The organism is Sphingomonas sp. PAMC 26621, assembly GCF_000251145.1.
Lineage (GTDB): Bacteria > Pseudomonadota > Alphaproteobacteria > Sphingomonadales > Sphingomonadaceae > Sphingomonas.
The window spans coordinates 44597-70024 of sequence record NZ_AIDW01000003.1 but is presented as its reverse complement, the minus strand read 5'-3'; the positions used below and the strand labels follow the sequence as shown (position 1 = coordinate 70024).

The window sequence follows — 25428 nt, the reverse complement described above, 5'->3', positions numbered from 1 at the left end:
CGACACGGTCGCGTCCATCACCATCGGGCGCGGATCGTCATGCGGATCGGCAAGGCTGAGCTCGCGCCCGAGGAACTTCTGCCAGCCGAGATCGAGCCGCGACAGATTGCCCGGCCCGCGTGCATCGATGACGCCATCGGCCGCGATCTGTGTCCCGTCCGCGAGCACTACCGAGGTCGGCGTCAGCTCGACCACCTTGTGGCCGGTCATTACCGCCTTCGCGGGAAGCGCGGCGCGCACGACGGTGTCGAGCCGCTCCGATTCGATCGAATAATAGATACTTTCGAGCGTCCGGCGGTGGGCCGGAAACGCGATGTCATACCGCGTCCAGCCATAACTGATCAGCGGCGCGAGGATCCAGCGGTCCGCCTCGGCGATGTCGCTGACGAAGAACGACCACAGATGGTTGCCACCGATCGTGTCGCCCGCATCGATCAGTCGGATGTCGAGCCCGGGACGGCGCTTTGCGAGCGCGAGCGCGATGAGGCCGCCCGCCAGGCCGCCGCCGACGATCGCCAGGTCGCAGGATAGGGGTGTTGGCATCGCCACGGCGATAGCCGAATGCGCCCGCCATGCAACCGTCCGGCGCGGACTCGCCGCGCAAAAAGGGCGTTCTGCACCGGGAGGGGCCTGCATGGGTGCGCGGGGCGTCACCGCGTCGTGGCGTTTGCGCGCATAACGCTCTACAGACTGGGGGAATGACCGTCGCCCTCGCCATCTTTGCCTCCGCGCTCGTCATGTCGGTGATCGTCGCGGTCCGCTATCTCGTCGTGTCGGGCGCGTTTGCTGCGGCAACGCAGGCGCGTTACCCCGGCCTGTATCGCGGCCTGTCCGCACAGATCCGCCGAGAGATCTCGTGGAGCGTCGCGTCCGCAGCAATCTATGGCGTGCCCGCTGGGGTCATCGCCTGGGGCTGGAAGAATCGCGGCTGGACGGAGATCTATTCCGACGTCCACGCGTTTTCCTTATGGTATCTGCCGGTATCGGTGGTGCTGTATCTGGTCGCGCACGACACGTGGTTCTACTGGACCCACCGCTGGATGCATGAACCGCGCGCGTTCAAGCTCGCGCATGCGGTCCATCACCAGAGCCGCCCGCCCACCGCATGGGCCGCGATGGCGTTCCATCCGATCGAGGCGATCTCGGGGGCCGTGATAATTCCGCTACTCGTCTTCATCATTCCGATCCATCCCGGCGCACTCGGGTTGGTGCTTGGCATCATGACGGTTATGGGGGTCACCAATCACATGGGGTGGGAGATTTTTCCTGCGTTCATGTGGCGGGGGGCATTGGGCAACTGGCTCATCACCGCGAGTCACCATCAGCGTCATCACGAGCTGTATCGAGGAAATTATGGCCTCTACTTCCGATTCTGGGACCGGCTGTGCGGGACCGACCGAGGCGTTGGCGATTTCGCGCGCGACCATGCGAAGGCTGGCGTCGGTCAGCGTGGCGGGCATGGTGTTGCTGGCAACGCTGCCGGGGGCGGTGCCAACCGCTGAGCTTGCGGTCGACGTCTCCAACCTGCGCTCGACCAAGGGCATGGTCCGTGTCTGCCTGACCGCCGATCCGGACAACTTTCCTGCCTGTATCGACGATGCGAATGCGACCACGCGCTCGATCCCCGCAACCACGACCAGCATCCGTTTCGGCGGCCTCCCGCACGGGACATATGCTGTTGCGGTGATCCATGACGAGAATAACAACCACAAACTCGACACCTTCGCCGGAATTCCACGCGAAGGCTTTGGTTTCTCTCGTAATCCCACCGTAAGGTTCGGCCCGCCACGCTTTGCGGCGGCGCGGTTCACCCTGCAAAGTGATGCAGATCGGCAACAGGTTCGGATGCGATACTTGCTCTGACCACGGAAGATGGGAGCCAAAATGGTGACATCGCGTTACGCGCCCGACATCATCTGTTTCCGCTGGAGCTGCCCGTGACCTATCGCCCTCTCTTTGCCGCCGCCACTGTCTTGTTGCTCGGTGCCGCCGCCCCCGCCTTCGCGCAGGACGCCGCGCCGGTCCCGGCGGACAACAACCAGATCGCGGCCGATTTCGACAAGGACACCGTCACCGTCGGCGTCGGTGCTGCCTATCTGCCGGACTATGACGGTTCGAACGATTACCGCGTCGTTCCCGCACCCGTCGTGATCGGATCGATCAAGGGCTTCAACTTCAACGTCATCGGCAACCGCGCGAGCCTGGATCTTGCGCGCAACAACCCGGGTCAGCGCTGGGACATCCAGTTCGGCCCGATCGGCGTGGTCAATTTCGATCGCCAGAGCCCGAAGAACATCGACGACCTGCGCGTCCGCGCGCTCGGCAAGATCGGCACCGCGATCGAGCTTGGCGGTTATGTCGGCCTGGGCAAGACCGGCGTCATCACCAGCCCGTACGACAAGCTCTCGGTCTCGGTCAGCCTGCGCCATGACGTCAACGGCGCACACCGGTCGAGCATCCTCCAGCCGTCGATCAACTATCTGACCCCGCTCAGCCGCAAGGCGGCAATCGCCGTGTTCGGCACCGCGCAGCGTGTCGAGAGCGGCTACGGCCAGACCTATTTCTCGATCACGCCGGCCCAGAGCCTCGCCAGCGGCCTGCCGCAGTATAGCGTCGGCAAGGGCTGGAAGAACTATTCGGTCGGTGGTCTGGCGACCTATTCGCTGACCGGGGATCTGCTGCACGGGTTCAAGCTCGTCGCGGGCGGCACCTATTCGCGCATGCTCGGCAATTTCGGCGACAGCCCGATCGTGAGCATCGCGGGTTCGCGCAACCAGTGGGTCGGTGCAGCCGGCGTCGCTTACACCTTCTGATGTAGCGTACCCGTATTGGGGCAAACCTTTCGGCGCGGCATAAGCTCTGCGCCGGGCCGCCATTTCCCGGCTTGCGTCCCGCCTCGCGCGGTGCCACGCAAGCCGGGCCGCAAGGCGCGTTTCAAGGATGAAGGCTTCGCCCCGATGAACGATACCGACCAGCAGCTGATCGAACGGCTCGAATCCCGTGCCGAACGTCGCAGCGAACGCCGCGAATTCTTCCGTACCGCGCTCGGCGCCGGCGCGGTCGCCGCATTCGGCGCAACCGCAGTCACGATCGGAAGCCGGGCGACCGCGCAGGCGACCGACAACGACGCCGCGATCCTCAATTTCGCGCTCAACCTCGAATATCTCGAGGCGCAATTCTATTCCTTCGCTGCGTTCGGCACCGGCCTGCCTAACGCGTTGCTGACGCCTGGCAGCGCGAGCACGACGACGCAGGGCACCGTCACCGGAGGCCGCGCAGTCAACTTCACCGATCCGCTGGTTGCCCAATATGCGCGCGAGATCGCGCAGGATGAGGTCAACCACGTCACCTTCCTGCGCGCGCAGCTGTCGACCGCAGCGGTCGCGCAACCCGCGATCGACATCGGCTCGAGCGCGACCAGCGCGTTTAGCGTGGCGGCGCAGGCGGCCAAGATCGTCGCGGCGGGGGCGGCGTTCGATCCTTATGCAAGCGACGAGAATTTCCTCCAGGCGGCGTTCCTGTTCGAGGACGTCGGCGTCACCGCCTATCGCGGTGCCTCCTCGCTGCTTTCCAGCAAGGTCTATCTCGAGGCTGCCGCAGGCATCCTTGCCGCGGAGGCGTATCACGCGTCGATCATCCGGACCGTGCTGTACAGCAAGGGGCTGCAGACCCCGAGCCTGCGCACGAACACCGATGCGATCTCGAACGTCCGCGACGCGTTCGACGGCAGCAGCGACGATGACCAGGGCATTTCGGCGACGACGATCGCCAACAGCCAGTTGCCCGCGCTCAACGGTCTCAGCGCATCGAACATCGTGCCGACCGGGCAGGACGGTCTTGCCTATGGCCGCGCGACCGGCCCCGTGCTCAACATCGTCTATCTCAGCACGCTCGCCGTGGCGAAGGGGGGCTTCTTCCCCAATGGCGTCAACGGCAGCATCAATACCAGCACCGCAGCGGCCTGAGCCTCGCGTCTGTGCTTCCCTTGTCTTCGCGCCCGTACCGGAGTGTTTCCAGTGATCGATAGCGACCTCCTTCTCACCGTCCTCGATGCAGGCGAACGCCGCCGCGCGGCGCGGCGCAGCTTTCTGCGCACCGCCGGGGCCGCCTCGGTCGTCGCGGGCGGCAGCGCGCTCCTTTCGGCCTGCGGAGCAAACAACGGCGACAGCGCCATCACCCCGACCCCCACGCCGACTGATACCGCCAGCGCGACGCCGAGCCCGGCCTCGACCGACGTGCTGAAGGACCAGGACACGTTCAACTTCGCGCTCAACCTCGAATATCTCGAAGCGCAATTCTACAGCTTTGCCGTCACTGGCGCAGGTCTTCCCGCCGCGCTGTTGACCGGCACGGGCACGCCCGGCGGCGTGACCGGCGGGCGGCAGGTCGCGTTCACCGATCCGATCGTCCAGCAATATGCGCGCGAGATCGCGGCAGACGAGGTCGCGCACGTCGCGTTCCTGCGCTCGGTGCTTGGCACGTCGACGGTCGCGCAGCCTGCGATCAACATCGACGGTGGCGCGACCGGCGCGTTCACCGCGGCGGCGCGTGCGGCGGGAATCGTCCCGGCGACCGGCACCTTCGATCCTTATGCCAGCGATGAGAACTTCCTGCTCGCGGCGTTCATCTTCGAGGACGTGGGCGTCACGGCGTATAAGGGTGCCGCGCCGCTGATCGCGCAAAGCCTGCTGATCGACGCAGCGGCCGGGATCCTCGCGACCGAGGCCTATCACGCCGGGCTGATCCGCACGGTGCTCTACGCCAAGGGCATCGCGACCCCGTCGCTGCGTACTAACGCCAATCTGATCAGCGACGCGCGCGACAGCCTCGATGGCACGGCGAGCGACCTCGACCAGGGGATCGGCGACGGCACCACCGCCAATCTCGTCCCGACCGACGCAAACGGCATCACGTTCAGCCGGACGCCGGGGCAGGTGCTCAACGTCGTCTATCTCAACCGCAATGCGGTGGTTGGCGGTGGGTTCTTCCCCAACGGCATCAACGGCAACATCAAGACCAGCGCGGCGAGCTGACCTACCTTTCCTTCGTCGCTTGAAGCACGTACAAGACTGAAATTCCCCGGGGGGCTGCGCCAGAGCAGCTGAGAGGTGGCTGAAGCCACGACCCGTTTGAACCTGATCCCGTTAGCACGGGCGGAGGGAGGGAGCGGTGTCCACGCCCGGGTTCCGTTGTCGCTCGTCCGATTTTGAGGAGCGAGACAATGGCCGACATTCCTGCCCGCACTGAAATTGGCGTTACCACCGGCGCGATCCGCGGATCGCGCAAGATTCACGTGCCGTGCGCGAACATCCCCGGCTCGGGGGTCGCCATGCGCGAGATCCTGCTTGAACCCTCCGCGAACGAACCCCCGCTGCGCGTCTACGACACGTCCGGGCCGTATACCGACCCCAAGGCGCAGATCGACATCAACATGGGGCTCCCGCAGCTCCGCCGCGACTGGATCCTCGCGCGTGGCGACGTCGAATTCTACGACGCGCGCGAAATTCGCCCCGAGGACAATGGCCTGACCGGGCCGGATCGCTCGGCGGGCGTCCCGCAATATCCCAACGTCGTGAAGCGCCCGTTGCGCGCCAAGGCGGGGGCGAACGTCAGCCAGATGCATTATGCGCAGCGCGGGATCATCACCCCCGAGATGGAATATGTCGCGATCCGTGAGAACCTCGGTCGCGCCGCCGCCAAGGAAAAGCTGATCCGCGACGGGGAGTCGTTCGGCGCTTCGATCCCCGACTATGTCACCCCCGAGTTCGTTCGCGACGAGATCGCGCGGGGCCGGGCGATCATCCCCAACAACATCAACCACCCCGAATCCGAGCCGATGGCGATCGGGCGCAACTTCCTGGTCAAGATCAACGCCAACATCGGCAATTCGGCAGTCGCGAGCAACGTCGCGGCGGAAGTCGACAAGATGGTCTGGTCGATCCGCTGGGGCGCGGACACGGTGATGGACCTGTCGACCGGCCGCAACATCCACGACACGCGCGAATGGATCCTGCGCAATTCGCCCGTCCCGATCGGCACCGTTCCGATCTACCAGGCGCTCGAAAAGGTCGGCGGCGTCGCCGAGGACCTGACGTGGGAGATCTTCCGCGACACGCTGATCGAACAGGCCGAGCAGGGCGTCGATTACTTCACGATCCACGCCGGCGTGCGGCTCGCCTACATCCCGATGACCGCGAAGCGCGTGACCGGGATCGTCTCGCGCGGCGGGTCGATCATGGCGAAATGGTGCCTCGCGCACCACAAGGAGAGCTTCCTCTACGAACGCTTCGACGAGATCACCGAGATCATGCAGGCGTATGACATCGCGTATTCGCTCGGCGACGGCCTGCGCCCCGGCTCGATCGCCGACGCAAACGACGAGGCGCAGTTCAGCGAGCTCTATACATTGGGCGAGCTCACCCACCGCGCTTGGAAGTCGGACGTCCAGGTGATGATCGAAGGCCCCGGCCATGTGCCGATGCACAAGATCAAGGAGAACATGGAAAAGCAGCTCGAAGTGTGCGGCGAGGCCCCGTTCTACACGCTCGGGCCGCTCACCACCGATATCGCGCCGGGCTATGACCATATCACCAGCGGGATCGGTGCCGCGATGATCGGCTGGTATGGCACCGCGATGCTTTGCTACGTCACGCCCAAGGAGCATCTCGGCCTGCCCGACCGCGACGACGTCAAGGTCGGCGTGGTGACGTACAAGCTCGCCGCGCATGCGGCCGATCTGGCGAAGGGGCACCCGGCTGCGCAGATGCGCGACGACGCGCTGTCGCGCGCGCGGTTCGATTTCCGCTGGCGCGACCAGTTCAACCTGTCGCTCGATCCGGATACCGCCGAGCAGTACCACGACCAGACGCTTCCTGCGGAAGGCGCCAAGACAGCGCACTTCTGCTCGATGTGCGGGCCCAAGTTCTGTTCGATGAAAATCACGCAGGAAGTCCGCGACTTCGCGGCGAAGCAGAACGGCCCGGCGGACGGGTTCCTCGCGGCGGGCGCGGGGCAGGCGGCGGATGCCGACCGCGCGGCTTTTGCCAAGGGCACGACGCATGTCGATGCGGAGGCCGGGATGGCGGCCATGAGCGAAACGTTCAAGGAGAAGGGCGGGGAGATTTACCTGCCGGCGGAGTAGGCAACGCAATCGGCTGAATCTATGCCAACAGAAGCCTGCCCGCAGGGTGCTGGATCAGTTATGATGTCAGCACCCTGCCACCTCAGTTGAACGACCGATCTGCGACCCTTACAGATGCCGCGCAGGGTCCATCGCTTTGTGCAGAACGCGCAAAATCACGATCTCTTCGGACTCGACGCGATACCATAAGCGATGTTCGCCAGCGGAAAGGCTCTGGAGCCCCGTCTTCACCTCCGGCTGCGCCGCACCGATTTGCGGATAGGCCAGGATACGGCGGAATCCTTGTTCGATCACATCCAGATACAGGATCGCACGGGCAGTTCCGTAATGCTCGACGGTATAATCGCGGACGCCATCGAGGTCGCCTTGCGCTCGGCGGCTCAGCCTAAGCCGCATCGGCGGTGCGCAACTCGGCGCGGAGCGTCTCCAGATAGTCGAACGGATCGCGCTCGCTGAGCCCCGAGGCCAGCCCGTCGTCGATCGCCGCCCGCAAGGCGTTCAGCTTCAGCGCGTCATCCTGATCGCGGCGCACCAGATCACGCACATAGTCGCTTGTGCTGCTGTAGCGTCCCTCGGCAACACGTGCCTCGGCCCAGCTTTTGAGACCTTCAGGCAGGGAAACATTCATTTGCGCCATGGGCCACATATACAGAATTGCGCTAAAACAGACAATCGCGAAATGGCCCCTCTCACCGCTCTCCCGGTGCGATCTCGCGCCGCATCATCTTGCGCAGACGCCCGGGCAGCCAGCGCGCGGCGAAGGCCATGCGGTCCGCGGTCTTGCCGACGAAGGTGTGGACGCGGTCGCCGTGCACCGCGTCCCACGCCGCCTGCGCGACCTGATCGACCCCGGTCAGCTCGAGCCCCGCGCCCGTCACCACTTCGCGGATCGACTGGTTGCTGTTGCCTGCGGGGGCCTGCAGCAACGGCGTGTCGATGAAGCTCGGGACGATGTCGCGCACCTTGATCCCCGCGCCATACCATTCGCCGTCGAGCGCCTCGGTCAGCGCGCGGACGCCGAACTTGGTGGCGGAATAGACCGGCAGCCCGGACGAGCCGTAGATCGCCGAGGCGGACGCGGTGTTGAGCAGGCACGATCCGGGCGTCCGCGCGAGATAGGCGTAGCCGATCTTCGCGCCGTTGAGCACGCCGACGAGGTTGATCGCGACGACCCGGTCGAGATCCTCGAAGCTCATCTCGGCGATCGGGCCGCCGGTGCCGATCCCGGCGTTGTTGAACAGCACGTCGAGCCGGCCCCCGGTGGTGGCTACGAACGCGTCGAGGCTCGCGACCCAGGCGTCGCGGTCGCGGACGTCCATGACATAGGTTTCGGCGATGCCGGGCGGGAGCTCCGCGGCGGTCTCCGACAGGCCCTGCCGGTTGACGTCGGCGAGTCCGACTCGCCAGCCCTTGGCGGCAAACAGTTTTGCGGTGGCGCGCCCGATGCCCGAGCCGCCGCCGGTGATGAAGATCGCCTTTTGCATATATCCCCTCCGTCATGCCGAGCTTGTCCCGGCATCAACCGGGCAGCACAGGCTTTGGCAGAGGGTTTGCGGTACGGGAGCCTTCGCGACAAGCCCGCCATGGTTTGGAGGGGCGGGAACCGACACGCGAAAAACCCCCGGCCACCCGGAGCCTGCTTCGGACCGGGGGCGGCACGCGGGCAACGCAACGCGCGCATCCGCGTTTGACGGCTGCGGGACCCTCCCGCACAAGGATCCCGATGGCGCAATCCCCCCCTTCCGGCCCGACCGTCGCGTTCGAGGCCGTTTCCAAACGCTATCCCGGCGGGACCGTCGCGGTCGATCGGGTCTCGGTCGAGATCGCGGGCGGCAGCTTCGTCGCGCTGGTCGGGAGCTCGGGGTCGGGCAAATCGACGCTGCTCAAGATGATCAACCGGCTGATCGAACCAAGCGAAGGTTGCACACGCATCGCCGGGGCGGACGTCGCGGACGAGCCCGCGCCGATGCTGCGCCGAAAGATCGGCTATGTGTTTCAAAACATAGGACTATTTCCACATATGACGGTCGCCGAGAACATCGCGATCGGGTTGCGGCTGGCGGGCGGCGACAGCGACGGTGCGGACCGGGTCGGCGAACTGCTCGACCTGGTCGATCTGCCGCGCGCGGTCGCCACGCGGTTGCCCGATGCGCTGTCGGGCGGGCAGCGCCAGCGGGTCGGCGTCGCGCGCGCGCTCGCGACCGCGCCGGGGCTGATGCTGATGGACGAGCCGTTCGGCGCGCTCGATCCGGTCACGCGCGACCAGTTAGGGCATGCGATCCGCGCGCTGCACGACCGGCTCGGGCTCACCACGATCATGGTGACGCACGACATGGCGGAGGCGCTGATCCTCGCCGATCGCGTGCTGGTGATGGACGCAGGCCGGATCGTCGCGGACGAAACGCCGCGCGCGTTGCTCGAAGGCGCGGGCGGGCCGGTCGCGCAGGCGCTGGTCGCGGTGCCGCGCGATCAGGCGGAGCGGATGCGCGCGCTGGCGGGCGAAGCGGCATGACCGGCCCGTTCCTCGAGGCGATGACGCGCGTGCCCGATCTGCTCGCGGCGCATCTGCTGCTGTCCGCCGCCGCGCTGATCCTCGGGCTCGCGATCAGCCTGCCGCTTGCGATCTGGTCGGCGCGGTCGCCAGGCGTCGCGCGCTGGACGCTCGGCATCGCGAGCCTGATCCAGACGATCCCGAGTCTCGCGCTGCTCGCGTTGTTCTACCCGCTGCTGCTGTTCCTGTCGGGGCTCGTCGGCGGCGGCATCCCCGCGCTGGGGTTCCTGCCGTCGCTGCTCGCGCTGTCGCTGTATGCGGTGCTGCCGATCCTGCGCAATGGCGTCACCGGGCTCGCGGGGATCGACCCCGCGGTGATCGAGGCGGCGGATGGCGTCGGGATGACGTCGTGGCAGAAGTTGCGGATGGTCGAGGCGCCGCTCGTCGCACCCGTGCTGATGGCGGGAATCCGGACCGCCGCGGTGTGGACGATCGGCGCGGCGACGCTGTCGACCACGGTGGGGCAGCCGAGCCTCGGCGACATGATCTTCGCCGGACTCCAGACGCAGAACTGGGCGCTGGTGCTCGCCGGGTGTTTCAGCGCGGCGGCGCTGGCGCTCGCGGTCGATGCGCTGCTCGGGGTGATCGAGCGGTCGATCGCGCGGCGGCGGCGTGGCGTCGCGCTGGGGGCGGGGGGCGTGCTGATCGCGGCCGTCCTGCTCGCGCTGGCACCACTGTGGCCGACCGGCGGAAGCGTCATCACGATCGGCGCGAAGAACTTTTCGGAACAGTACATCCTCGCGCGGCTGATCGGCGATCGGCTCGAGCAGGCGGGCTACAAGGTCCGGTATCGCGACGGGCTCGGTTCGGCGGTGATCTATGGCGCGGTCAGCTCGGGCGCGATCGACATTTACGTCGATTACGCGGGGACGATCTGGACCAACGAGATGAAGCGCCGCGACACGCCGAAGCGCGCGGCGATGGTGTCGGCAATCGGCGCGTGGAGCGCGAAGACGTCGGGGGTGAAGGTGCTCGGGTCATTGGGGTTCGAAAACGCCTATGCCTTTGCGATGCGGGGGGATGCGGCGCGGGACCGCGGACTCGTGTCGCTCGACGATCTGGTGCGTGCGGCGCCGGGGCTGAAGTTCGGGGCGGACCTCGAATTCCTCGAGCGGCCGGAATGGGCGGCGATCCAGCGCGCCTATCCGATCCGCTTCGGCAGCGCCCGCGCGTATAACCCGACCTTCATGTACCGCGCGCTCGAGAGCGGGCAGGCGGATGTGATCTCGGCCTTTTCGTCCGACGGGCGGATCGCCGCGCAGCATCTCACCGTGCTGAGCGACCCGCGCGGGGCGATTCCCGGCTATGACGCGATCGTACTGGTCGCCAAGGCGCATGCGAGCGACGCGAAGTTCCTCGCCGCGGTGCAGCCGTTGATCGGGCGGGTGTCGGTCGAGGCGATGCGTGCGGCGAACTATCAGGTCGACCGCGACGATGCCAAGGCGTCGCCCGAGGCGGCTGCGCGGTGGCTCGGGCGGAAGATCGGCGTGCCGATGCGCTGAGCGGCGCTGTTCTCCCGCGAAAGCGGGAGTCCAGAGGTGAGACCATCCTACGGCGTTGTCTTGCCTGGCTCTGGGTTCCTGCTTCCGCAGGACCGTTTGCGGGAGAACCACCGTTGCCGAGCGACCCGCCCGCGCGGGACTGACGGTCCTTGCAGACGCGCGCCTATTTGACCCGCGTCCACGTCTGCGTGCGGCACCCGATGTTGGGGAACACGCAGCCTTCGCCGACCAAGGTGTTCGCATCCACCTGCCGGATCGTGCCGGAAATGGTCTGGCCCAGATCGGGCACTAGCACCGAACCGCTCCACAGGCCCGATTCGCCCTGGCGGAAATCCTGGAACAGCATTGCGCCGACCAGCGGCGCGCCGCCGCCACGCTGCGCATCCGCCTCAGCCTGCGGCGTGGCAGCGATCACCTTGCCGCAAATCGCGTCGCCGCACGGCTGGAACACCACGCGGACGCTTTTCCTGGGGTTGGTCCAGACCCCCTTGGGGATCGCGGCCGTGGCCGCCACCGGGAGCAGCGCGGCCACTGCCGCCGCTGCCATTACAAATGCTCGCATGCTGATCGCCTTCCACGAAGAACCGACGGATGCGCCTAAGCGCACCCGCCTGATCCATAAATGAACGCGTCAGATCGAATCGAGTGCCTGCGCGAAGTCGGCGATCAGATCGTCCGGATCCTCGACACCGATCGAGATGCGCACGAGGTTGTCGGTGATCCCCAGCGCCTGCTTGCGCTCGTCCGACACCGAGAGATGCGTCATCGCCGCCGGGTGCGACGCGAGCGTCTCGGTCCCGCCGAGGCTGACCGCGAGCTTGGCGATCTTGAGCGCGTCGAGGAAGGCGAACGCCTCGGTCTCGCCGCCCTTCACGATCAGCGAGAAAGTCGAGCCCGCACCGCTGCAATGCCGCGCGTAGATGTCGGCCTGGCGCTCCATCCCCGGCGTATCGGCGAGGAAGCCGAGATAGCCGACTCGCTCGACCTTGGGATGATCGCGCAGGAAGGCGCAGACCTTGACCGCATTCTCGCCCGCGCGGCTCATCCGCAGTTCGAGCGTCTCGAGGCTGCGCATCAGCATCCACGCGGTGTTGGGGTCGCAGATCGTGCCGATCGTGTTGCGCATCAGCCGGATCGTGTTGATGTGCGCCTTCGACCCGAGCACCCCGCCCGCGACCAGATCGCTATGCCCGCCGGCATATTTGGTGAGCGAATAGACGACGATCTCGGCGCCATGTTCGAGCGGCTTGAGCCAGAGCGGCCCGAGGAACGTATTGTCGATCGCAATCGGCGGCTTGTTCTCGCCGGTGAAGATCGCGTCGCGGCTCGCGCGGACGGCCTGGATGTCGACCAGCGCGTTGGTCGGGTTGGCGGGGCTTTCGAGGTAGATCAGCGCGACGTTGCCGGTCGCCGCCTTGGTCATCACCGCGTCGATCTCCTCGCGAGTCGCGCCCGCCGGGAAATCGAGCCACTGGACCCCAAAGCGCCCGAGGATGCGCGCGATCAGCGTCTCGGTCGCCGCGTAGAGCGGGCCCGAATGGACGATCGTGTCGCCGGGCTTGACCATCGACAGCATCAGGGTGGCGATTGCGGACATGCCGCTCGAGAAGACCAAAGCGTCCTCGGCTTCTTCCCACACGCCGAGGCGATCCTCGAGGATCTCCTGGTTGGGGCCGTTGAAGCGCGAATAGACCAGACCCTGCGACCCGCCGGGACGCTTGCCGGTTACGCCCTCGAAATGGCGCTTGCCCGCGGCGGCGTTGGGGAAGACGTAGGTTGAGGTCGCGAAGATCGGGGGCTTGAGCGAGCCTTCCGACAGCATCGGATCATAGCCGTGGCCCATCATCAGCGTGGAGGGCTTGAGCTTGCGATCGCCGATCTTCTCGACCGAGGGCTTTGCCTTGGTGCGCGGCGCGACGCCGGTCAGGTCGGCTTCGTCCGCGCCGGTCGTGTCGAGCGGGGGGGTGGGGGTCTGCGCCATGAGATTAGGTCCTGCCTTGCTGAAGGATATGCCCCTCCGTAACGCGGGATAGTGTCATTTGATACCATGCCGTGTCGGGCGGTTGCCTTCATCGGGCCACCCGTTCGGTGAGAGCAAAGTCGAGAACCTGCACCGTGCCGGGTTTCTTGCAGGCGGCTGCGCTTCGGTACCTCCACCTTCGCTGCTGGGCCCCGGCCTTCGCCGGGGAAGAAAGTTTTTGGACAACGGGCGCCTGCCACGTTTCCGCTTCCCCGGCGCAGGCCGGGGCCCAGTAGCGAGACAGACGAGTGCGGGCGACTGTGCTTCGTTACCTTGACCGTCGCTCGACTGAGCCCGAAACGAACGGAGGGAGAAACGCGCCCCTTCAGGGGCGGCCCGTCTCCGCGCCGAGACCGATCAGCGCGATCTGGCGCCCATAGCCGGGCTCCCCGCGATGCGTCGCGCGGCGGTAGCTGTAGAAGCGCGCTTCGTCGGCATAGGTGTCGAGCCCGAGCGCGGCGATCCGGGTCACGCCCGCGCTGGCGATCCGGTGGACGACGTAGGATTCGAGGTCGAACTGGTGATGCCCCGCGCGGGCGGGCGCGAAGAAGCGTTCGTTGGCGGGGTCGTGCGCTTCGAAGCGCTGCGCGAAGGCATCGTCGACTTCGTAGCTCGCGCGCGCGATGCACGGGCCGATCGCCGCGGTGATGCGGTCGCGGCGCGCACCGAGCGCTTCCATCGCGGCGATCGTCGAATCGGTCAGCCCGCCGATCGCGCCCTTCCACCCGGCGTGCGCTGCGCCGACCACGCCTGCCGCGACATCCGCGAACAGGACGGGCGCGCAATCGGCGGTCAGGATGCCGAGCGCGAGGCCGGGGCGATCCGTGACGAGCGCGTCGGCGCGCGGGCGTTCACCGTCCGCGAACGGCGCGGTGACGCAGTCGCCCGAATGGACCTGGTAGAGCGTGACGAGCGTCGCGCCCGCCAGGACCGCGTCGGTCGCGCGTGCGCGGTTCTCGGCGATGGCGGCTGCATCGTCGTCCGACCCGAGTCCGACGTTGAGCCCGGCATGGACTCCGATCGAAACGCCGCCCTCGCGCCCGAGGAAACCGTGCGCGACGCCTTCGAGCGTGCGGGCGCGGATCACGGGGATGTCGCTCACAACACCAGCCGCATCAGATTGTCGTCGTCGACCGTCGTGCCGACGCGAAACGCGATCCGCCCGATGTCGCGGAAGCCATAGCGTTCGTAGAAACGGTGCGCGCGGTGGTTGTCGACATAGACGCTGAGGATCACCTCGCGCGCGCCGTGGCTGCGCGCATGGTCGAGCGCCCAGGCCATCATCTCCTGCGCGACGCCGCTGCCATGCCACGGGCTGAGCACGTAGAATTGATAGAGCTCGATCGCATCGGGGCGCCATTCGCCGGGGAAGGTGACCGGCCCCATCTTGACGAAGCCGATGATCTTGCCGTCGTCGAGCGCGAGGCGGATCGCGAAATCGGGGTCGGAGAGTTGCGACGGGAGACCGTTGGGGCCGAACGCCTCGTCGAGGAACGCGCCCAGATCCTTCGGATCGTAGAGCGTGCCGAATGTCTCGGTGAACGATTCGCGCGCCATCGCGGCGAGCGCGGGGCCGTCGATCGTTCGTGCGTCGCGATACTGGATCATTCGAACCCCGCAGGTTGCGGCCAGCCGGGTGCCGACACCGCAAGGACCTGGAATAACGTGCCCATTGCCTCGGTCAGGCGGGCCTTGTCGGCGGCGATCCCGTCCGCGCGGTCGGGCGCGGCCTTCGACAGCGCGGCGGCGCGCGCGTCGATGCCGAGCGCGGTGAGGAACGCGCCCTGGTCGACCGGGCCCTCGACGCGCGCGCCCTCGACCAGCGCGGCCGCGCCGAGCGTGCCGAAGTCGACATGCGCTGTGAGGTCCTGCTCGCCGGGGCCGTCGAACGGGTTGGCGAAGGCGTGGCCGCGCACCGCCTGCAACGTGTCGCCGATCGCGGGGCCGTTATAACCGTAATCGACGATCAGCAGCGCGCCGCCCTGCGCGACGATCCGCTGCGCGAGGCCGCGCAGGATCGCGACGCTCGCGGGCGAGGTTTCGATCACCGCGCCGTTGGCGGTGTCGCGCAAGGCTTCGGGGATGACGCCGTCGGGGACTTGCGTGCCCGCGATCGGGAGGAACAGCGTGTCCTGGCACGCGACCAGCCGCTCGAACCAGCCCGCCTCGCCTTTCACGAGCTGGCGGATCGGGAGCGCGTCGAAGAATTCGTTCGCGACGACGATCAGCGGGCGATCGGTCGGGAGCGTGTCGATCGAATCGTGGAAGGTCGCGTCCGCGAGGCGCTCCTTCTGCGCGGCACGCAGCACCGGGCTGGTCTCGACGCAGTGGACCGGCGGTGCGAACCCGGCCTTGCGCCCAGCACGCAGCGCGTCGGCGGAGAGCGTGCCGCGGCCCGGGCCGAGCTCGACCCAGGCGGCCTCGGGGCGGCCGGCGCGGTCCCACAGGTCGGCGGCCCACAGCCCGATCAGCTCGCCGAACATCTGGCTGATTTCGGGCGCCGTCGTGAAGTCGCCGCCCGTGCCCAAGGGATCGCGGGTCGCGTAGTAGTGCTGGTTCGCCGCCGCCATGAACTGCGCGATCGAGACCGGCCCGGCGAGCGTGATCGCGCGCGCGAGGCGGTCGGCGAGGGGAGCAGGCGGGGGTGGGGAGGGGGTGTCGTCCGTCATTGTCGGCGCGCAATGCCCCGCGACGGCGCGGTCCGCAAGCGTGGTGGCGGGGGCTGGGTCGCTTCCGCAATCCAAGTCCCGCCCGTCACCCCGGGCTTGTCCCGGGGTCCACCGTGGTTCTCGACCGGACAGCGTCGGTAGCGCGGCCCGGTGGATCCCGGCACAAGGCCGATATGACGCCGCTCCGAGGGCGTCAGGCGACGCTCGCGTCCCCCGCGATCGGCACGACGCGCTGGCGGCGGCCCTTGGCGGTCGCGACCAGATACAGGCCGCCGAGGATCATCGGCAGCGTCAGCACCTGCCCCATGTGGATCGTTGTCGCGAAGAAGGTGCCGCTGAACTGCGAATCGGGTTCGCGGAAGAATTCGACCGTGAAGCGCGCGAGCCCGTAACCGACCAGGAACAGCCCGACGAGCCGCCCCGGCTCATAGCGGGCCTTGGTGCGCCAGAAGGCGAACCACAGGATCGCGAACAGCGCGATCCCCTCGAGCCCCGCCTCGTACAACTGGCTCGGGTGGCGGGGCACGTCGGTGCCGGTGCGCGGGAAGATGATCGCCCAGGCGACGTTGGAGGGCTTGCCCCACAGCTCGCCGTTGATGAAGTTCGCGATCCGCCCGAAGAACAGCCCGAACGGCACCGCGCACGCGAGATAATCGTGGATCCGCAGCCAATCGAGCTTTTCCTTGCGCGCGAACAGGATGATCCCGATCGACGTGCCGATCATCCCGCCGTGGAACGACATGCCGCCGTCCCACAGCCGGATCAGCCGCCACGGGCTGAGCAGCATGTCGGGCGCATAGAAGATCGCGTATCCGAGCCGCCCGCCGAGGATGATCCCGAGCGTCGCATAGAACACCAGATCGTCGACATGCCGCCGCGCCATCGGGCTGCCGGGCTGCGCGATCAGCTTGAGCAGATACCACCAGCCGACCAGGATCCCGGTGATATAGGCGAGCGAATACCATTTGATCTGGAAGAACCCGAGGTCGAGCGCGACCGGGTTGAGGTGTAGGTCCTCGAACCGCAGATGGCCCGCTGCACCGGGAGCGGCAGCAGCGGTCGTCGCATCGGCGAGCAGGGGCAGGACGGCAGTCAGGATCAAGGCTTTTCCCCGGGGATTTGCGCCTCCATAAAGGCGACTGGCGACAAGACCAAGCGACAAGACGAAACGGAGGATGAGATGCCGAGCATATTGGACGGCCGCATGGATGCGACCCTTGCCGCACTGACCGGACCAGACGGTCCGCTCGCGCTCGGGAGCGTGTCGGTGGACGGGCGCGACCTGCCGGTCATCACCGGCGTGCCGCAGACGCTGCCGCCGTATTTCGCGCATTATTGCGCCGAACATGCCGACAAGACCTTCCTCGTCGCGGGCGACGAGCGGCTGACCTTCGCGCAGGTCCACGCCGTTGCGGCCTGTGTCGCGCAGGCGCTGGTCGGGCAGTATCGGATCCAGCCGGGCGATCGCGTCGGGATCGCGATGCGCAATTCGCCGTCGTGGATCGTGCTCTACATGGGGATCGTGATCGCGGGCGGGGTCGCCACGTTGCTCAACGGCTGGTGGCAGGCCGAGGAACTCGGCGCGGCGATGACCGACGTCGAATGCAGCCTCGTCTTCGCGGACCCGCCGCGCGCGCGCCGGATCGCGGCGATCGACGGGCTCGGTGTCCCGATCGTGACGATCGACGACACGCTTCCGCTCAAGCAGGCGCTGGCCGGGCTCGATCCGTCCGAGGTCGCGCTCCCCGTCGTCGCCCCGACCGACCCTGCGACGATCCTGTTCACCTCGGGTTCGACCGGCCAGTCGAAAGGCGCGATCAGCGATCATCGCGCGGTGACGCAGGGCGTGTACAACTATCTGGCGCAGGCGCTGATGATGCTGAGCATCGCGACGCAGGACGGCAGCCCGCCCGAGGGCCAGCCCGCGACATTGCTCAACGTGCCGCTGTTCCACGTCACCGCCGAAGTGCCGGTATTCCTCCAGAGCTTCGCGATGGGGCGAAAACTGGTCCTCATGCCCAAATGGGATGCCGAGGAAGCGATGCGGCTGATCCAGGCGGAGCATGTCAGCTATTTCGTCGGCGTGCCGCTGATGAGCTTCGAGATCCTGACTCACCCCAATCGCGCCGCCTACGACCTGTCGAGCGTCACCGATTTCGCGGCGGGCGGCGCGCCGCGCCCGGTCGAGCATGTCCGCCGGATCGCGGACGAGATGGGCGGGCCCAAGCCGTTGCTCGGCTATGGCCTGACCGAGACCAACGGGATCGGCTGCGGCAATTTCCGCGACAATTACCTCGACAAGCCCAATTCGACCGGGCGTGCTTCCGCGCCTCTGGTCGATCTCGCGATCCTCGACGATCATGGGCGCCCGGTCGCGCAGGGGGAGCGCGGCGAGGTCGGGATTCGCTCGATCTGCAATTTCCGCAAATATTACGGCCGCCCCGATGCGACCGCCGCCGCCTTTACCGCGGATCGCTATTTCCTGACCGGCGACATCGGCTATCTCGATGCGGACAGCTATCTGTTCATCGTCGACCGCAAGAAGGACATCATCATCCGCGGTGGCGAGAACATCTCGTGCCAGGAAGTCGAGGCGACGATCTACCAGCATCCCGGCGTCGCCGAGGCGGCGGTGTTCGGCTTGCCCGACGAGCGATATGGCGAGGTGCCCGGCGCGGTCGTGCTGCTCCATCCGGACGAACGCCTGAGCGTCGATGAGCTGTCCGCCTTCCTGTTCGCGCATGTCGCGGCGTTCAAGGTCCCGCAGCGGATCTGGTTCGTCGACACGCCGCTGCCGCGGCTCGGGACCGAGAAGATCGACAAGGTGACGCTGCGCCGGACGTACCGCGCGCTGGTGGAAGCGGAACGGGCGGGGGAGACGGTTTGAGGTGAGGGGGGCGTTGTTGGGGATGGGCATACCGCCTTTTCCCCTTCGCTCCGTCATGCTGAACTTGTTTCAGCATCCACCGCTCCGCAGGCTCGGCCAGCCGTCGTGGCACGGTGGACCCTGAAACGCGTTCAGGGTGACTCCGGGGGGGGGGGCGTCGTTCCCCCGCCCCAAACGGGCCGTCATGCTGAACGCGTTTCAGCATCCACCCCTCCGCAGGGTCGACCAGCCGTCGTGGCGCGGTGGACCCTGAAACCAGTTCAGGGTGACGGCGTGAGGGGGGCTCAAACAGCATAGCGTTTGCGCTTGCCCCCCTAAAGCGGCAAACGCGGATGCATCATGACCGACACACCTTTCCGCATCGCCGCCCAAGAGTCCAAAGCCTGGCCGTATGAGGAGGCGCGCAAGCTCCTCAAGCGCTATCCCGACGGCAAGCCGGCAAACGCGCCGATCATCTTCGAGACCGGCTACGGCCCCTCGGGGCTCCCGCATATCGGCACGTTCAACGAAGTGCTGCGCACGACGATGGTGCGCCACGCGTTCCAGACGCTGTCGGACGCGCCAACCCGGCTGATCGAGTTCAGCGACGATATGGACGGCCTGCGTAAGGTTCCCGACAACGTCCCCAACCAGGCGATGCTGACCGAGCATCTCGGCAAGCCGCTCAGCCGCATTCCCGATCCGTTCGAGAAGTTCGAGAGTTTCGCCGCGCACAACAATGCGATGCTGCGCGATTTTCTCGATCGCTTCGGCTTCGAATACGAATTCATCTCCTCCGCCTCGCAATATGAAGCCGGCGTGTTCGACGATGCGCTCAAGGGCGTGTTGCGCAACTACGCCGCGATCATGGGCGTGATGCTGCCCACGCTGCGCAAGGAACGCGCCGCGACCTATTCGCCGATCCTGCCGATCAGCCCCAAGACCGGGGTCGTGCTCCAGGTCCCGGTCGAGGTCGTCAATATTGAGGAGGGGACGATCCGCTTCACCGACAGCGACGGCGAAGTGCTGGTGCAATCGATCCTCGGCGGCCACGCCAAGCTGCAGTGGAAGGTCGACTGGGCGATGCGTTGGGTCGCATTGGGCGTCGATTACGAGATGTACGGCAAGGACCTGATCGACAGCGGCGTCCAGTCGGGCAAGATTGCGCGCGTGCTCGGTGGGCGTCCGCCCGAGGGGCTGATCTACGAGATGTTCCTCGACGAAAAGGGGGAGAAGATCTCCAAGTCCAAGGGCAATGGGCTGACGCTCGAGCAGTGGCTCGATTACGGGACGCAGGAGAGCCTGTCGTTCTTCGCGTATCGCGAACCCAAGAAGGCCAAGCAGCTCCACGTCGGCGTCATCCCGCGCGCGGTGGACGACTATTTCGACTTCCGCGGGAAATATGCAGCGCTTCCGGTCGAGCAGAAGCTCGGCAATCCAGTGCATCACATCCATGACGGCGAAGTGCCGGGGACGACTCCGCCGGTGACCTTCGGGCTGCTGCTCAACCTCGTCGGCGTGCTCGGCGCAGGCGCGACCGCGGAGCAGGTGCGTGGGTATCTCAGCAACTACGTGGCCAGTGACGTTGGGGGCGAGATCACGCCCGAACTCGACGCGCTGATCGGCCATGCGCTCGCGTACAACCGCGATTTCGTCGCGCCGACGCTTCAGCGGCGCAAGCCGGTGGGGATCGAGGTCGCAGCACTCGAACGGCTCGATCGCGATCTTGCCGCCGCACCCGCCGATGCCTCGGCGGTCGACTTGCAGAACATCGTCTATGCGATCGGCAACGAAGGCGGGTTCGATCCGCTGCGCAGCTGGTTCGGCGCCTTGTACGAGACGCTGCTCGGGTCGCCGCAAGGGCCGCGGATGGGCAGCTTCATCGCGCTCTACGGGATTGGCAACACCCGCACGCTGATCGCCGAGGCGCTCGCGGACTGACGGAGGACGGACATGCCGACCAAACCGCTGATCGGCCCGACCACGCGGCTGTGCATGTCGCTGGCGGCGCGCCCGGGCACTTTCGGGACGCGCTTCCACAACCGGCTGTACGAGACGCTGGGGCTGGATTTCGTCTACAAGGCGTTCTCGACGCGCGACCTGGAAGGCGCGGTGCGCGGAATCCGCGCGCTCGATATTCGCGGCTGCGCGGTCTCGATGCCGTTCAAGGAAGCGGTGATCCCGCTGCTCGACGGGCTTGCTCCGTCGGCGGCGGCGATCGACAGCGTCAACACGATCGTCAACGATGCGGGTACGCTGACCGGGCACAATACCGATTACGCCGCGGTCGCGCGGCTGATCGCCGACATCGACCCGGCGACGCGCTTCGTGTTGCGCGGGTCGGGCGGGATGGCGAAGGCGGTGGCGGCGGCACTCCGCGACGCGGGGTTTCGCGACGGGACGATCGTCGCGCGCAACGCGGCGGCGGGGCAGGAGCTGGCGGCGCTGTACGGCTTTGGCTGGTCGGCGGAACTGGGCGATGCCGCGGCGGGGCTGCTGCTCAACGTGACCCCGCTCGGGATGACCGGGGGCGATGCCGATGCGCTCGCCTTCCCGCAGGCGATGATCGCGGCGAGCGACGTGGTGGTGGACGTGGTGCAATATCCGCCCGAGACCCCGCTGCTGCGCGCGGCGCGGGCGGCGGGCAAACGCGTGATCACGGGCGCGGAGGTGGCGACCCTGCAGGCGCTCGACCAGTTCGTGCTGTATACGGGCCTGACGCCCGAGCGGGATCAGGTCGCGGAGGCCGCCGCGTTCGCCCGCGCGAACGGGTAGGCGGCGCGAGGAACGGGGAACGGGGGAGTGGGGGAGGATTACCGCCACCCCATTCCGTCTTCCCGCCTCCGCGAGAGTTCTGCAAAACCGTCCGTCATCCTGAACTTGTTTCAGGATCCAGCCCTCCACGAGTCCGGACTATGCCTGTTGCGCGGTGGATGCTGAAACACGTTCAGCATGACGGCAGCTTTTGGGGCCGGGGGCGACCGAAGTGGCGACCGGGAAAAGACGTTTCCCCAAACCCGCCGCTCGCTTCCGGTTCCCCCCGCGTCTCCCACGCGTTAGGCCAGACGCATGGTCCACTTTCCCACCCCGCCCCGCACCGTCCGGAAGATCCGCTCCGCGTTGCGCACCTTTCTCGCGCAGGAGGCGACGAGCGGGATCGTGTTGATGGCAGCCGCGGCGCTCGCGCTGGTCATCGCCAACTCGCCGCTCGCCGACGCATATTTCCACACGCTCCACCGCGAGACCGGCCCGGTGCTTGCCCCGGCGATCGGGCCGATGACGGTGCATCTGTGGATCAACGATGGGTTGATGGCGGTCTTCTTCCTGTTCGTCGGGCTCGAGATCAAGCGCGAGCTGGTCGACGGGCAACTTGCCTCGCCCGCGCGGCGGCGGTTGCCGGTGATTGCGGCGGCGGCGGGGATGATCGTCCCGGCGCTGGTGTTCCTCGCGATCGCGGGGGGTAACCCGCCATTGCGCGCCGGCTGGGCGATCCCCGCCGCGACCGACATCGCGTTTGCGATCGGGGTGCTCGCGCTGCTCGGCCCGCGCGCCAGTCCGGCGCTCAAGCTGTTCCTGACGACGGTCGCGATCGTCGACGATTGCGGCGCGGTCGCGATCATCGCGCTGGCGTATAGCAGCGGGATCGATCTGGTCGCGCTGGCGGGCGCGGGCGGCTTGGTGCTGCTGCTGCTCGTCCTGAAACAACGCAGGGTGATGCAGGTGTGGCCATATCTGGTCGGGTTCGCCGCCTTGTGGTGGCTGGTGCTGCTCTCGGGCGTGCATGCGACCGTCGCCGGGGTCGTGACGGCTGCGCTGATCCCCGTGACCAAGTCGCCCGGCATGCCCGATTCCGCCGAATCGCCGCTCCACCGGCTCGAACATGCGCTGTCGCCGTGGGTCGCGTTCGGGATCGTGCCGCTGTTCGCCTTTGCCAATGCCGGGGTTTCGTTCGCGGGGATCACGCCTGCGGTCGCGCTCGACCCGCTGGTGCTCGGGATCGCGGGCGGGCTGTTCCTCGGCAAGCAGGCGGGGATCTTCGGGGGCGTCGCGCTCGCCGAACGGTTCGGGATCGCGAAGCGCCCCGCGGGTATGTCGTGGCTCCAGCTGTACGGAGTCGCGCTGCTCGCGGGGATCGGGTTCACGATGAGCCTGTTTATCGGGGGACTGGCGTTTCCGGGCAACGATGCGTTGCAGGACGAGGTCAAGATCGGGGTGCTCGCCGGATCGACGCTCGCGGCGGTCGCGGGCTGGCTGGTGCTGCGGTTCGCGCCCACGACACGAAAGGGACCCAATGCGTAGTTTCTTCTCGCCCAGCCAGCTGGCGCATGCGCCCGCGCAGGAACTCCACAACGGCGGGTTCACCGCCTACGCCGAGACGCCGTCGCGCGCGGAGACGATCCTCGCCGCGATCGGTGGCGCGGAGACGCCGGAAGATCGTGGCGACGCGGCGATCCGGGCGGTCCACACCGACGACTATCTCGCGTTCCTGCGCGAGGGGCCTGCGCGCTGGGCGGCGGCGGGGCGGCCGGGGGATGCGATGGGCTATGTCTGGCCGGTGGTCGGGCGGCGGTCGCTCAGGATCGACCGGATCGACGGGCAGATCGGGCGCTACAGCTTCGACGCCTCGACCCCGCTGACCGCGCAAAGCTGGGGTTCGGCCTATGGCAGCGCGCAAAGTGCGCTCGCCGCGACTCACGCGGTGCTCGGGGGCGAGCGTGCCGCGTTCGCGCTGTGCCGCCCGCCCGGGCATCATGCGGGCGCGGATTATTACGGCGGCTATTGCTACCTCAACACCGCCGCGATCGCCGCGCAAGCCGCACGCGACGCGGGGCGGCAGCGGGTCGCGATCCTCGATATCGACTATCACCACGGCAACGGCACGCAGGACATCTTCTGGGATCGCGGCGACGTGTTCTACGCGAGCATCCACGCCGATCCGGTAAGCGACTACCCGTTCTACTGGGGCCATGCCGACGAGACCGGGGACGGCGAGGGAGCAGGCGCGACGCTCAACCTGCCGCTACCGCAGGGCGCTGGGCTCGCCCCGTTCCGTCGCGCGCAGGACCAGGCGCTCGAGGCGATCGCACGGTTCGCGCCTGACCTGCTCGTCGTCAGCTTCGGCGCGGATACGTGGGAGAGCGACCCAATCGCGCATTTCAAGCTCACCACCGACGATTATGCGGTGCTCGCGCGCGACATCGCGGCGTGCGGCTGGCCGAGCGTGATCGCGATGGAGGGCGGCTATGCGGTCGACGCCTTGGGCCGGAACGTCGTCAGCCTGTTGTCCGGCTTCTGATGGCGGCGCATGCCAAGGGAAGTGCTGGCTACCGGCGGCTGACGCTCGCGATGCTGTTCGCGGGGTTCTCGACCTTTTCGCTGCTCTATTCGGTCCAGCCGCTGCTCCCGATCTTTGCGCAGCGCTTCGGGGTGAATGCGGAGGGTGCGAGCCTCGCGGTGTCGCTGGCGACCGGCCCGCTCGCGATCGGGATCCTGTTCGCCGGCGCGCTGTCGGATCGGTGGGGACGCCGCCCTATGATGGTCGCGGCGATGTTCCTCGCCGGGCTGTTCACCCTCGCCACCGCGGTCGCGCCCGACTGGACGACGCTGCTCGCGTTGCGCTTCGCGACGGGCGTTGCGCTCGCGGGCGTGCCGGCGGTCGCGATGGCCTATGTCGCCGAGGAGGTCGACGCGGGGTCGGTCGGGTCGGCGATGGGGCTCTATATCGCGGGGAGCGCGATCGGCGGGATGGCGGGGCGGCTCGGCGTCAGCCTGATCGCGGATGTCGCGGACTGGCGCTGGGCAATCGGGATCGTCGGGCTGGCGGGGCTGGCGATGGCGGAAGCGTTCCGGCGGCTCGCGCCCGAATCGCGGGGTTTTACCCGGCGCACGCACAAGCGCGGATCGGTCTGGCGCGCGACCGCGACGCTGTTTGCGGACCGCGCGCTGCCGCTGCTGTATGCCGAGGCGTTCCTGCTGATGGGCGTGTTCGTCACGATCTACAATTATGCGGGGTTCCGGCTGCTCGCCCCGCCGTACAGTCTTGGCCATGCGGCGGTCGGCGCGATCTTCCTGCTGTATCTGCTGGGGTCGGCGAGTTCGGCATGGTTTGGCGGGCTGTCGGGACGGCTCGGGCGGCGGCTGGTGTTCTGGACGCCGGTGGTGCTGCTGATCGTCGGTATCCTGCTGACCGCGACCGCGCCCTTGTGGAGCGTGATCCTGGGCATCGCGGCGGTGACGGTCGGCTTCTTCGGCGCGCATTCGATCGCAAGCGCGTGGGTCGGCCGGCGCGCGCGTGAGAATCGCGGGCAGGGGGCGGCGCTGTACCTGTTCTTCTACTATGCCGGGTCGAGCGTGCTCGGGTCGGCGGGGGGCGTCGCCTGGACGCGCGCGGGCTGGCCGGGGGTGACGGTGTTCTGCCTGATGCTTGGGGTGGCCGCGCTAGTGATCGCGCTGTTGCTGCGGCGGGTGGCGCCCTTGCCGATACCGGTCGAGACGCCGGTCAAGCCGATCGGGAGCGACTGACGGCGATGGTTGCTTCCCATTCGCTCGAAACGAACGGGGGGATGATGCCGGTATAAGGGACCGCGCAGTGACGAGGTTCAGCGAAACGGTGCGCGGCGCGACCGCAGGCCCCCATGCAGGGCGCGCAAACGATTCGCTGAACCTGTCGACGCGGACA

23 protein-coding genes, 1 pseudogene and 1 riboswitch are annotated in these 25428 nt (G+C 67.4%); of the genes and pseudogenes, 14 read left to right on the top strand and 10 right to left on the bottom strand.

Features of this window, described 5'->3' with window-relative positions; genetic code table 11:
* Positions 1 to 36: 36 nt before the first annotated feature.
* Positions 37 to 543: pseudogene (locus tag RI03_RS25220) on the bottom strand (lycopene cyclase family protein); the annotation flags it as partial.
* A gap of 155 nt (positions 544 to 698) precedes the next feature.
* Here RI03_RS25220 and RI03_RS00350 point away from each other — a divergent pair.
* The 6 genes from RI03_RS00350 (at position 699) to thiC (ending at position 7141) form a co-directional block, all read left to right on the top strand.
* Positions 699 to 1502 carry a sterol desaturase family protein gene (locus tag RI03_RS00350; RefSeq protein WP_010214421.1) on the top strand — a complete coding sequence of 268 codons (804 nt, stop codon included), beginning with the start codon at positions 699 to 701 and terminating at the stop codon, positions 1500 to 1502.
* On the top strand, positions 1459 to 1863 hold the full coding sequence (locus RI03_RS00345) for a DUF2141 domain-containing protein (RefSeq protein WP_010161621.1): 405 nt from the start codon (positions 1459 to 1461) through the stop codon (positions 1861 to 1863). The genes RI03_RS00350 and RI03_RS00345 overlap by 44 nt, the downstream gene beginning before the upstream one ends.
* A gap of 74 nt (positions 1864 to 1937) precedes the next feature.
* Positions 1938 to 2813, top strand: coding sequence for a MipA/OmpV family protein (locus RI03_RS00340; protein ID WP_010214419.1), 876 nt, complete (start codon positions 1938 to 1940; stop codon positions 2811 to 2813).
* 144 nt (positions 2814 to 2957) lie between these two features.
* Positions 2958 to 3965: a ferritin-like domain-containing protein gene (locus tag RI03_RS00335; protein WP_026046331.1), complete on the top strand. Its 1008-nt coding sequence runs from the start codon at positions 2958 to 2960 to the stop codon at positions 3963 to 3965.
* A gap of 51 nt (positions 3966 to 4016) precedes the next feature.
* A complete protein-coding gene (locus tag RI03_RS00330; RefSeq protein WP_010161624.1) occupies positions 4017 to 5033 on the top strand; it encodes a ferritin-like domain-containing protein in 1017 nt (338 codons plus the stop codon).
* Between the two features lie 37 nt (positions 5034 to 5070).
* Positions 5071 to 5179, top strand: a riboswitch (TPP riboswitch).
* Positions 5180 to 5221: 42 nt separating this feature from the next.
* Complete coding sequence (thiC, locus tag RI03_RS00325) at positions 5222 to 7141, top strand: phosphomethylpyrimidine synthase ThiC (RefSeq protein ID WP_010214416.1); 1920 nt, start codon at positions 5222 to 5224, stop codon at positions 7139 to 7141.
* 108 nt (positions 7142 to 7249) lie between these two features.
* Here thiC and RI03_RS00320 read toward each other — a convergent pair whose 3' ends face one another.
* From RI03_RS00320 to RI03_RS00310, 3 genes are read right to left on the bottom strand one after another with little or no spacing between them, the layout of a single operon-like run.
* Positions 7250 to 7537 carry a type II toxin-antitoxin system RelE/ParE family toxin gene (locus tag RI03_RS00320; protein ID WP_010214415.1) on the bottom strand — a complete coding sequence of 96 codons (288 nt, stop codon included), beginning with the start codon at positions 7535 to 7537 and terminating at the stop codon, positions 7250 to 7252.
* Complete coding sequence (locus RI03_RS00315; protein WP_026046330.1) at positions 7527 to 7778, bottom strand: type II toxin-antitoxin system ParD family antitoxin; 252 nt, start codon at positions 7776 to 7778, stop codon at positions 7527 to 7529. The genes RI03_RS00320 and RI03_RS00315 overlap by 11 nt, the downstream gene beginning before the upstream one ends.
* Positions 7779 to 7830: 52 nt before the next feature.
* Positions 7831 to 8625, bottom strand: coding sequence for an SDR family oxidoreductase (locus RI03_RS00310; RefSeq protein WP_010214412.1), 795 nt, complete (start codon positions 8623 to 8625; stop codon positions 7831 to 7833).
* A gap of 239 nt (positions 8626 to 8864) precedes the next feature.
* On the opposite strand from RI03_RS00310, the gene RI03_RS00305 reads away from it, so the two are divergent.
* Together RI03_RS00305 and RI03_RS00300 are read left to right on the top strand one after the other, a co-directional pair.
* Positions 8865 to 9653, top strand: a complete 789-nt coding sequence (locus RI03_RS00305; RefSeq protein WP_010214411.1) for an ATP-binding cassette domain-containing protein — start codon at positions 8865 to 8867, stop codon at positions 9651 to 9653.
* Positions 9650 to 11194, top strand: a complete 1545-nt coding sequence (locus tag RI03_RS00300) for an ABC transporter permease/substrate-binding protein (protein WP_010214410.1) — start codon at positions 9650 to 9652, stop codon at positions 11192 to 11194. The genes RI03_RS00305 and RI03_RS00300 overlap by 4 nt, the downstream gene beginning before the upstream one ends.
* Positions 11195 to 11357: 163 nt before the next feature.
* Here RI03_RS00300 and RI03_RS00295 read toward each other — a convergent pair whose 3' ends face one another.
* The 6 genes from RI03_RS00295 to lgt form a co-directional block, all read right to left on the bottom strand.
* Positions 11358 to 11756 (bottom strand): DUF2147 domain-containing protein, encoded by a 399-nt coding sequence (locus RI03_RS00295; protein ID WP_232283412.1) that lies wholly within the window; start codon positions 11754 to 11756, stop codon positions 11358 to 11360.
* Between the two features lie 69 nt (positions 11757 to 11825).
* Positions 11826 to 13175, bottom strand: a complete 1350-nt coding sequence (locus RI03_RS00290) for a cystathionine gamma-synthase family protein (RefSeq protein WP_010214409.1) — start codon at positions 13173 to 13175, stop codon at positions 11826 to 11828.
* A gap of 364 nt (positions 13176 to 13539) precedes the next feature.
* A complete protein-coding gene (gene pgeF, locus RI03_RS00285; RefSeq protein ID WP_010214408.1) occupies positions 13540 to 14316 on the bottom strand; it encodes a peptidoglycan editing factor PgeF in 777 nt (258 codons plus the stop codon).
* Positions 14313 to 14822 (bottom strand): GNAT family N-acetyltransferase, encoded by a 510-nt coding sequence (locus tag RI03_RS00280; protein ID WP_010161634.1) that lies wholly within the window; start codon positions 14820 to 14822, stop codon positions 14313 to 14315. The genes pgeF and RI03_RS00280 overlap by 4 nt, the downstream gene beginning before the upstream one ends.
* Positions 14819 to 15883: a class I SAM-dependent methyltransferase gene (locus tag RI03_RS00275; RefSeq protein WP_010214406.1), complete on the bottom strand. Its 1065-nt coding sequence runs from the start codon at positions 15881 to 15883 to the stop codon at positions 14819 to 14821. The genes RI03_RS00280 and RI03_RS00275 overlap by 4 nt, the downstream gene beginning before the upstream one ends.
* Positions 15884 to 16076: 193 nt before the next feature.
* Positions 16077 to 16985 carry a prolipoprotein diacylglyceryl transferase gene (gene lgt, locus RI03_RS00270; protein ID WP_010214405.1) on the bottom strand — a complete coding sequence of 303 codons (909 nt, stop codon included), beginning with the start codon at positions 16983 to 16985 and terminating at the stop codon, positions 16077 to 16079.
* Positions 16986 to 17087: 102 nt separating this feature from the next.
* Between lgt and RI03_RS00265 the strand changes: the two genes are divergently transcribed.
* From RI03_RS00265 to RI03_RS00240, 6 genes are all read left to right on the top strand, one after another.
* A complete protein-coding gene (locus tag RI03_RS00265; RefSeq protein ID WP_010214404.1) occupies positions 17088 to 18770 on the top strand; it encodes a class I adenylate-forming enzyme family protein in 1683 nt (560 codons plus the stop codon).
* A 339-nt stretch (positions 18771 to 19109) separates the two neighbouring features.
* The gene (locus RI03_RS00260; RefSeq protein WP_010214402.1) at positions 19110 to 20690 is read left to right on the top strand and encodes a lysine--tRNA ligase; all 1581 of its coding nucleotides are present in this window, start codon (positions 19110 to 19112) and stop codon (positions 20688 to 20690) included.
* Positions 20691 to 20702: 12 nt separating this feature from the next.
* On the top strand, positions 20703 to 21524 hold the full coding sequence (locus RI03_RS00255; RefSeq protein ID WP_010214401.1) for a shikimate 5-dehydrogenase: 822 nt from the start codon (positions 20703 to 20705) through the stop codon (positions 21522 to 21524).
* Between the two features lie 294 nt (positions 21525 to 21818).
* A complete protein-coding gene (gene nhaA / locus RI03_RS00250) occupies positions 21819 to 23048 on the top strand; it encodes a Na+/H+ antiporter NhaA (RefSeq protein ID WP_010214400.1) in 1230 nt (409 codons plus the stop codon).
* Complete coding sequence (locus tag RI03_RS00245) at positions 23041 to 24045, top strand: histone deacetylase family protein (protein ID WP_010214399.1); 1005 nt, start codon at positions 23041 to 23043, stop codon at positions 24043 to 24045. Before nhaA ends, RI03_RS00245 begins: the two co-directional genes overlap by 8 nt.
* Positions 24045 to 25271 (top strand): MFS transporter, encoded by a 1227-nt coding sequence (locus tag RI03_RS00240; protein WP_010214398.1) that lies wholly within the window; start codon positions 24045 to 24047, stop codon positions 25269 to 25271. The genes RI03_RS00245 and RI03_RS00240 overlap by 1 nt, the downstream gene beginning before the upstream one ends.
* Positions 25272 to 25428: the final 157 nt, after the last annotated feature.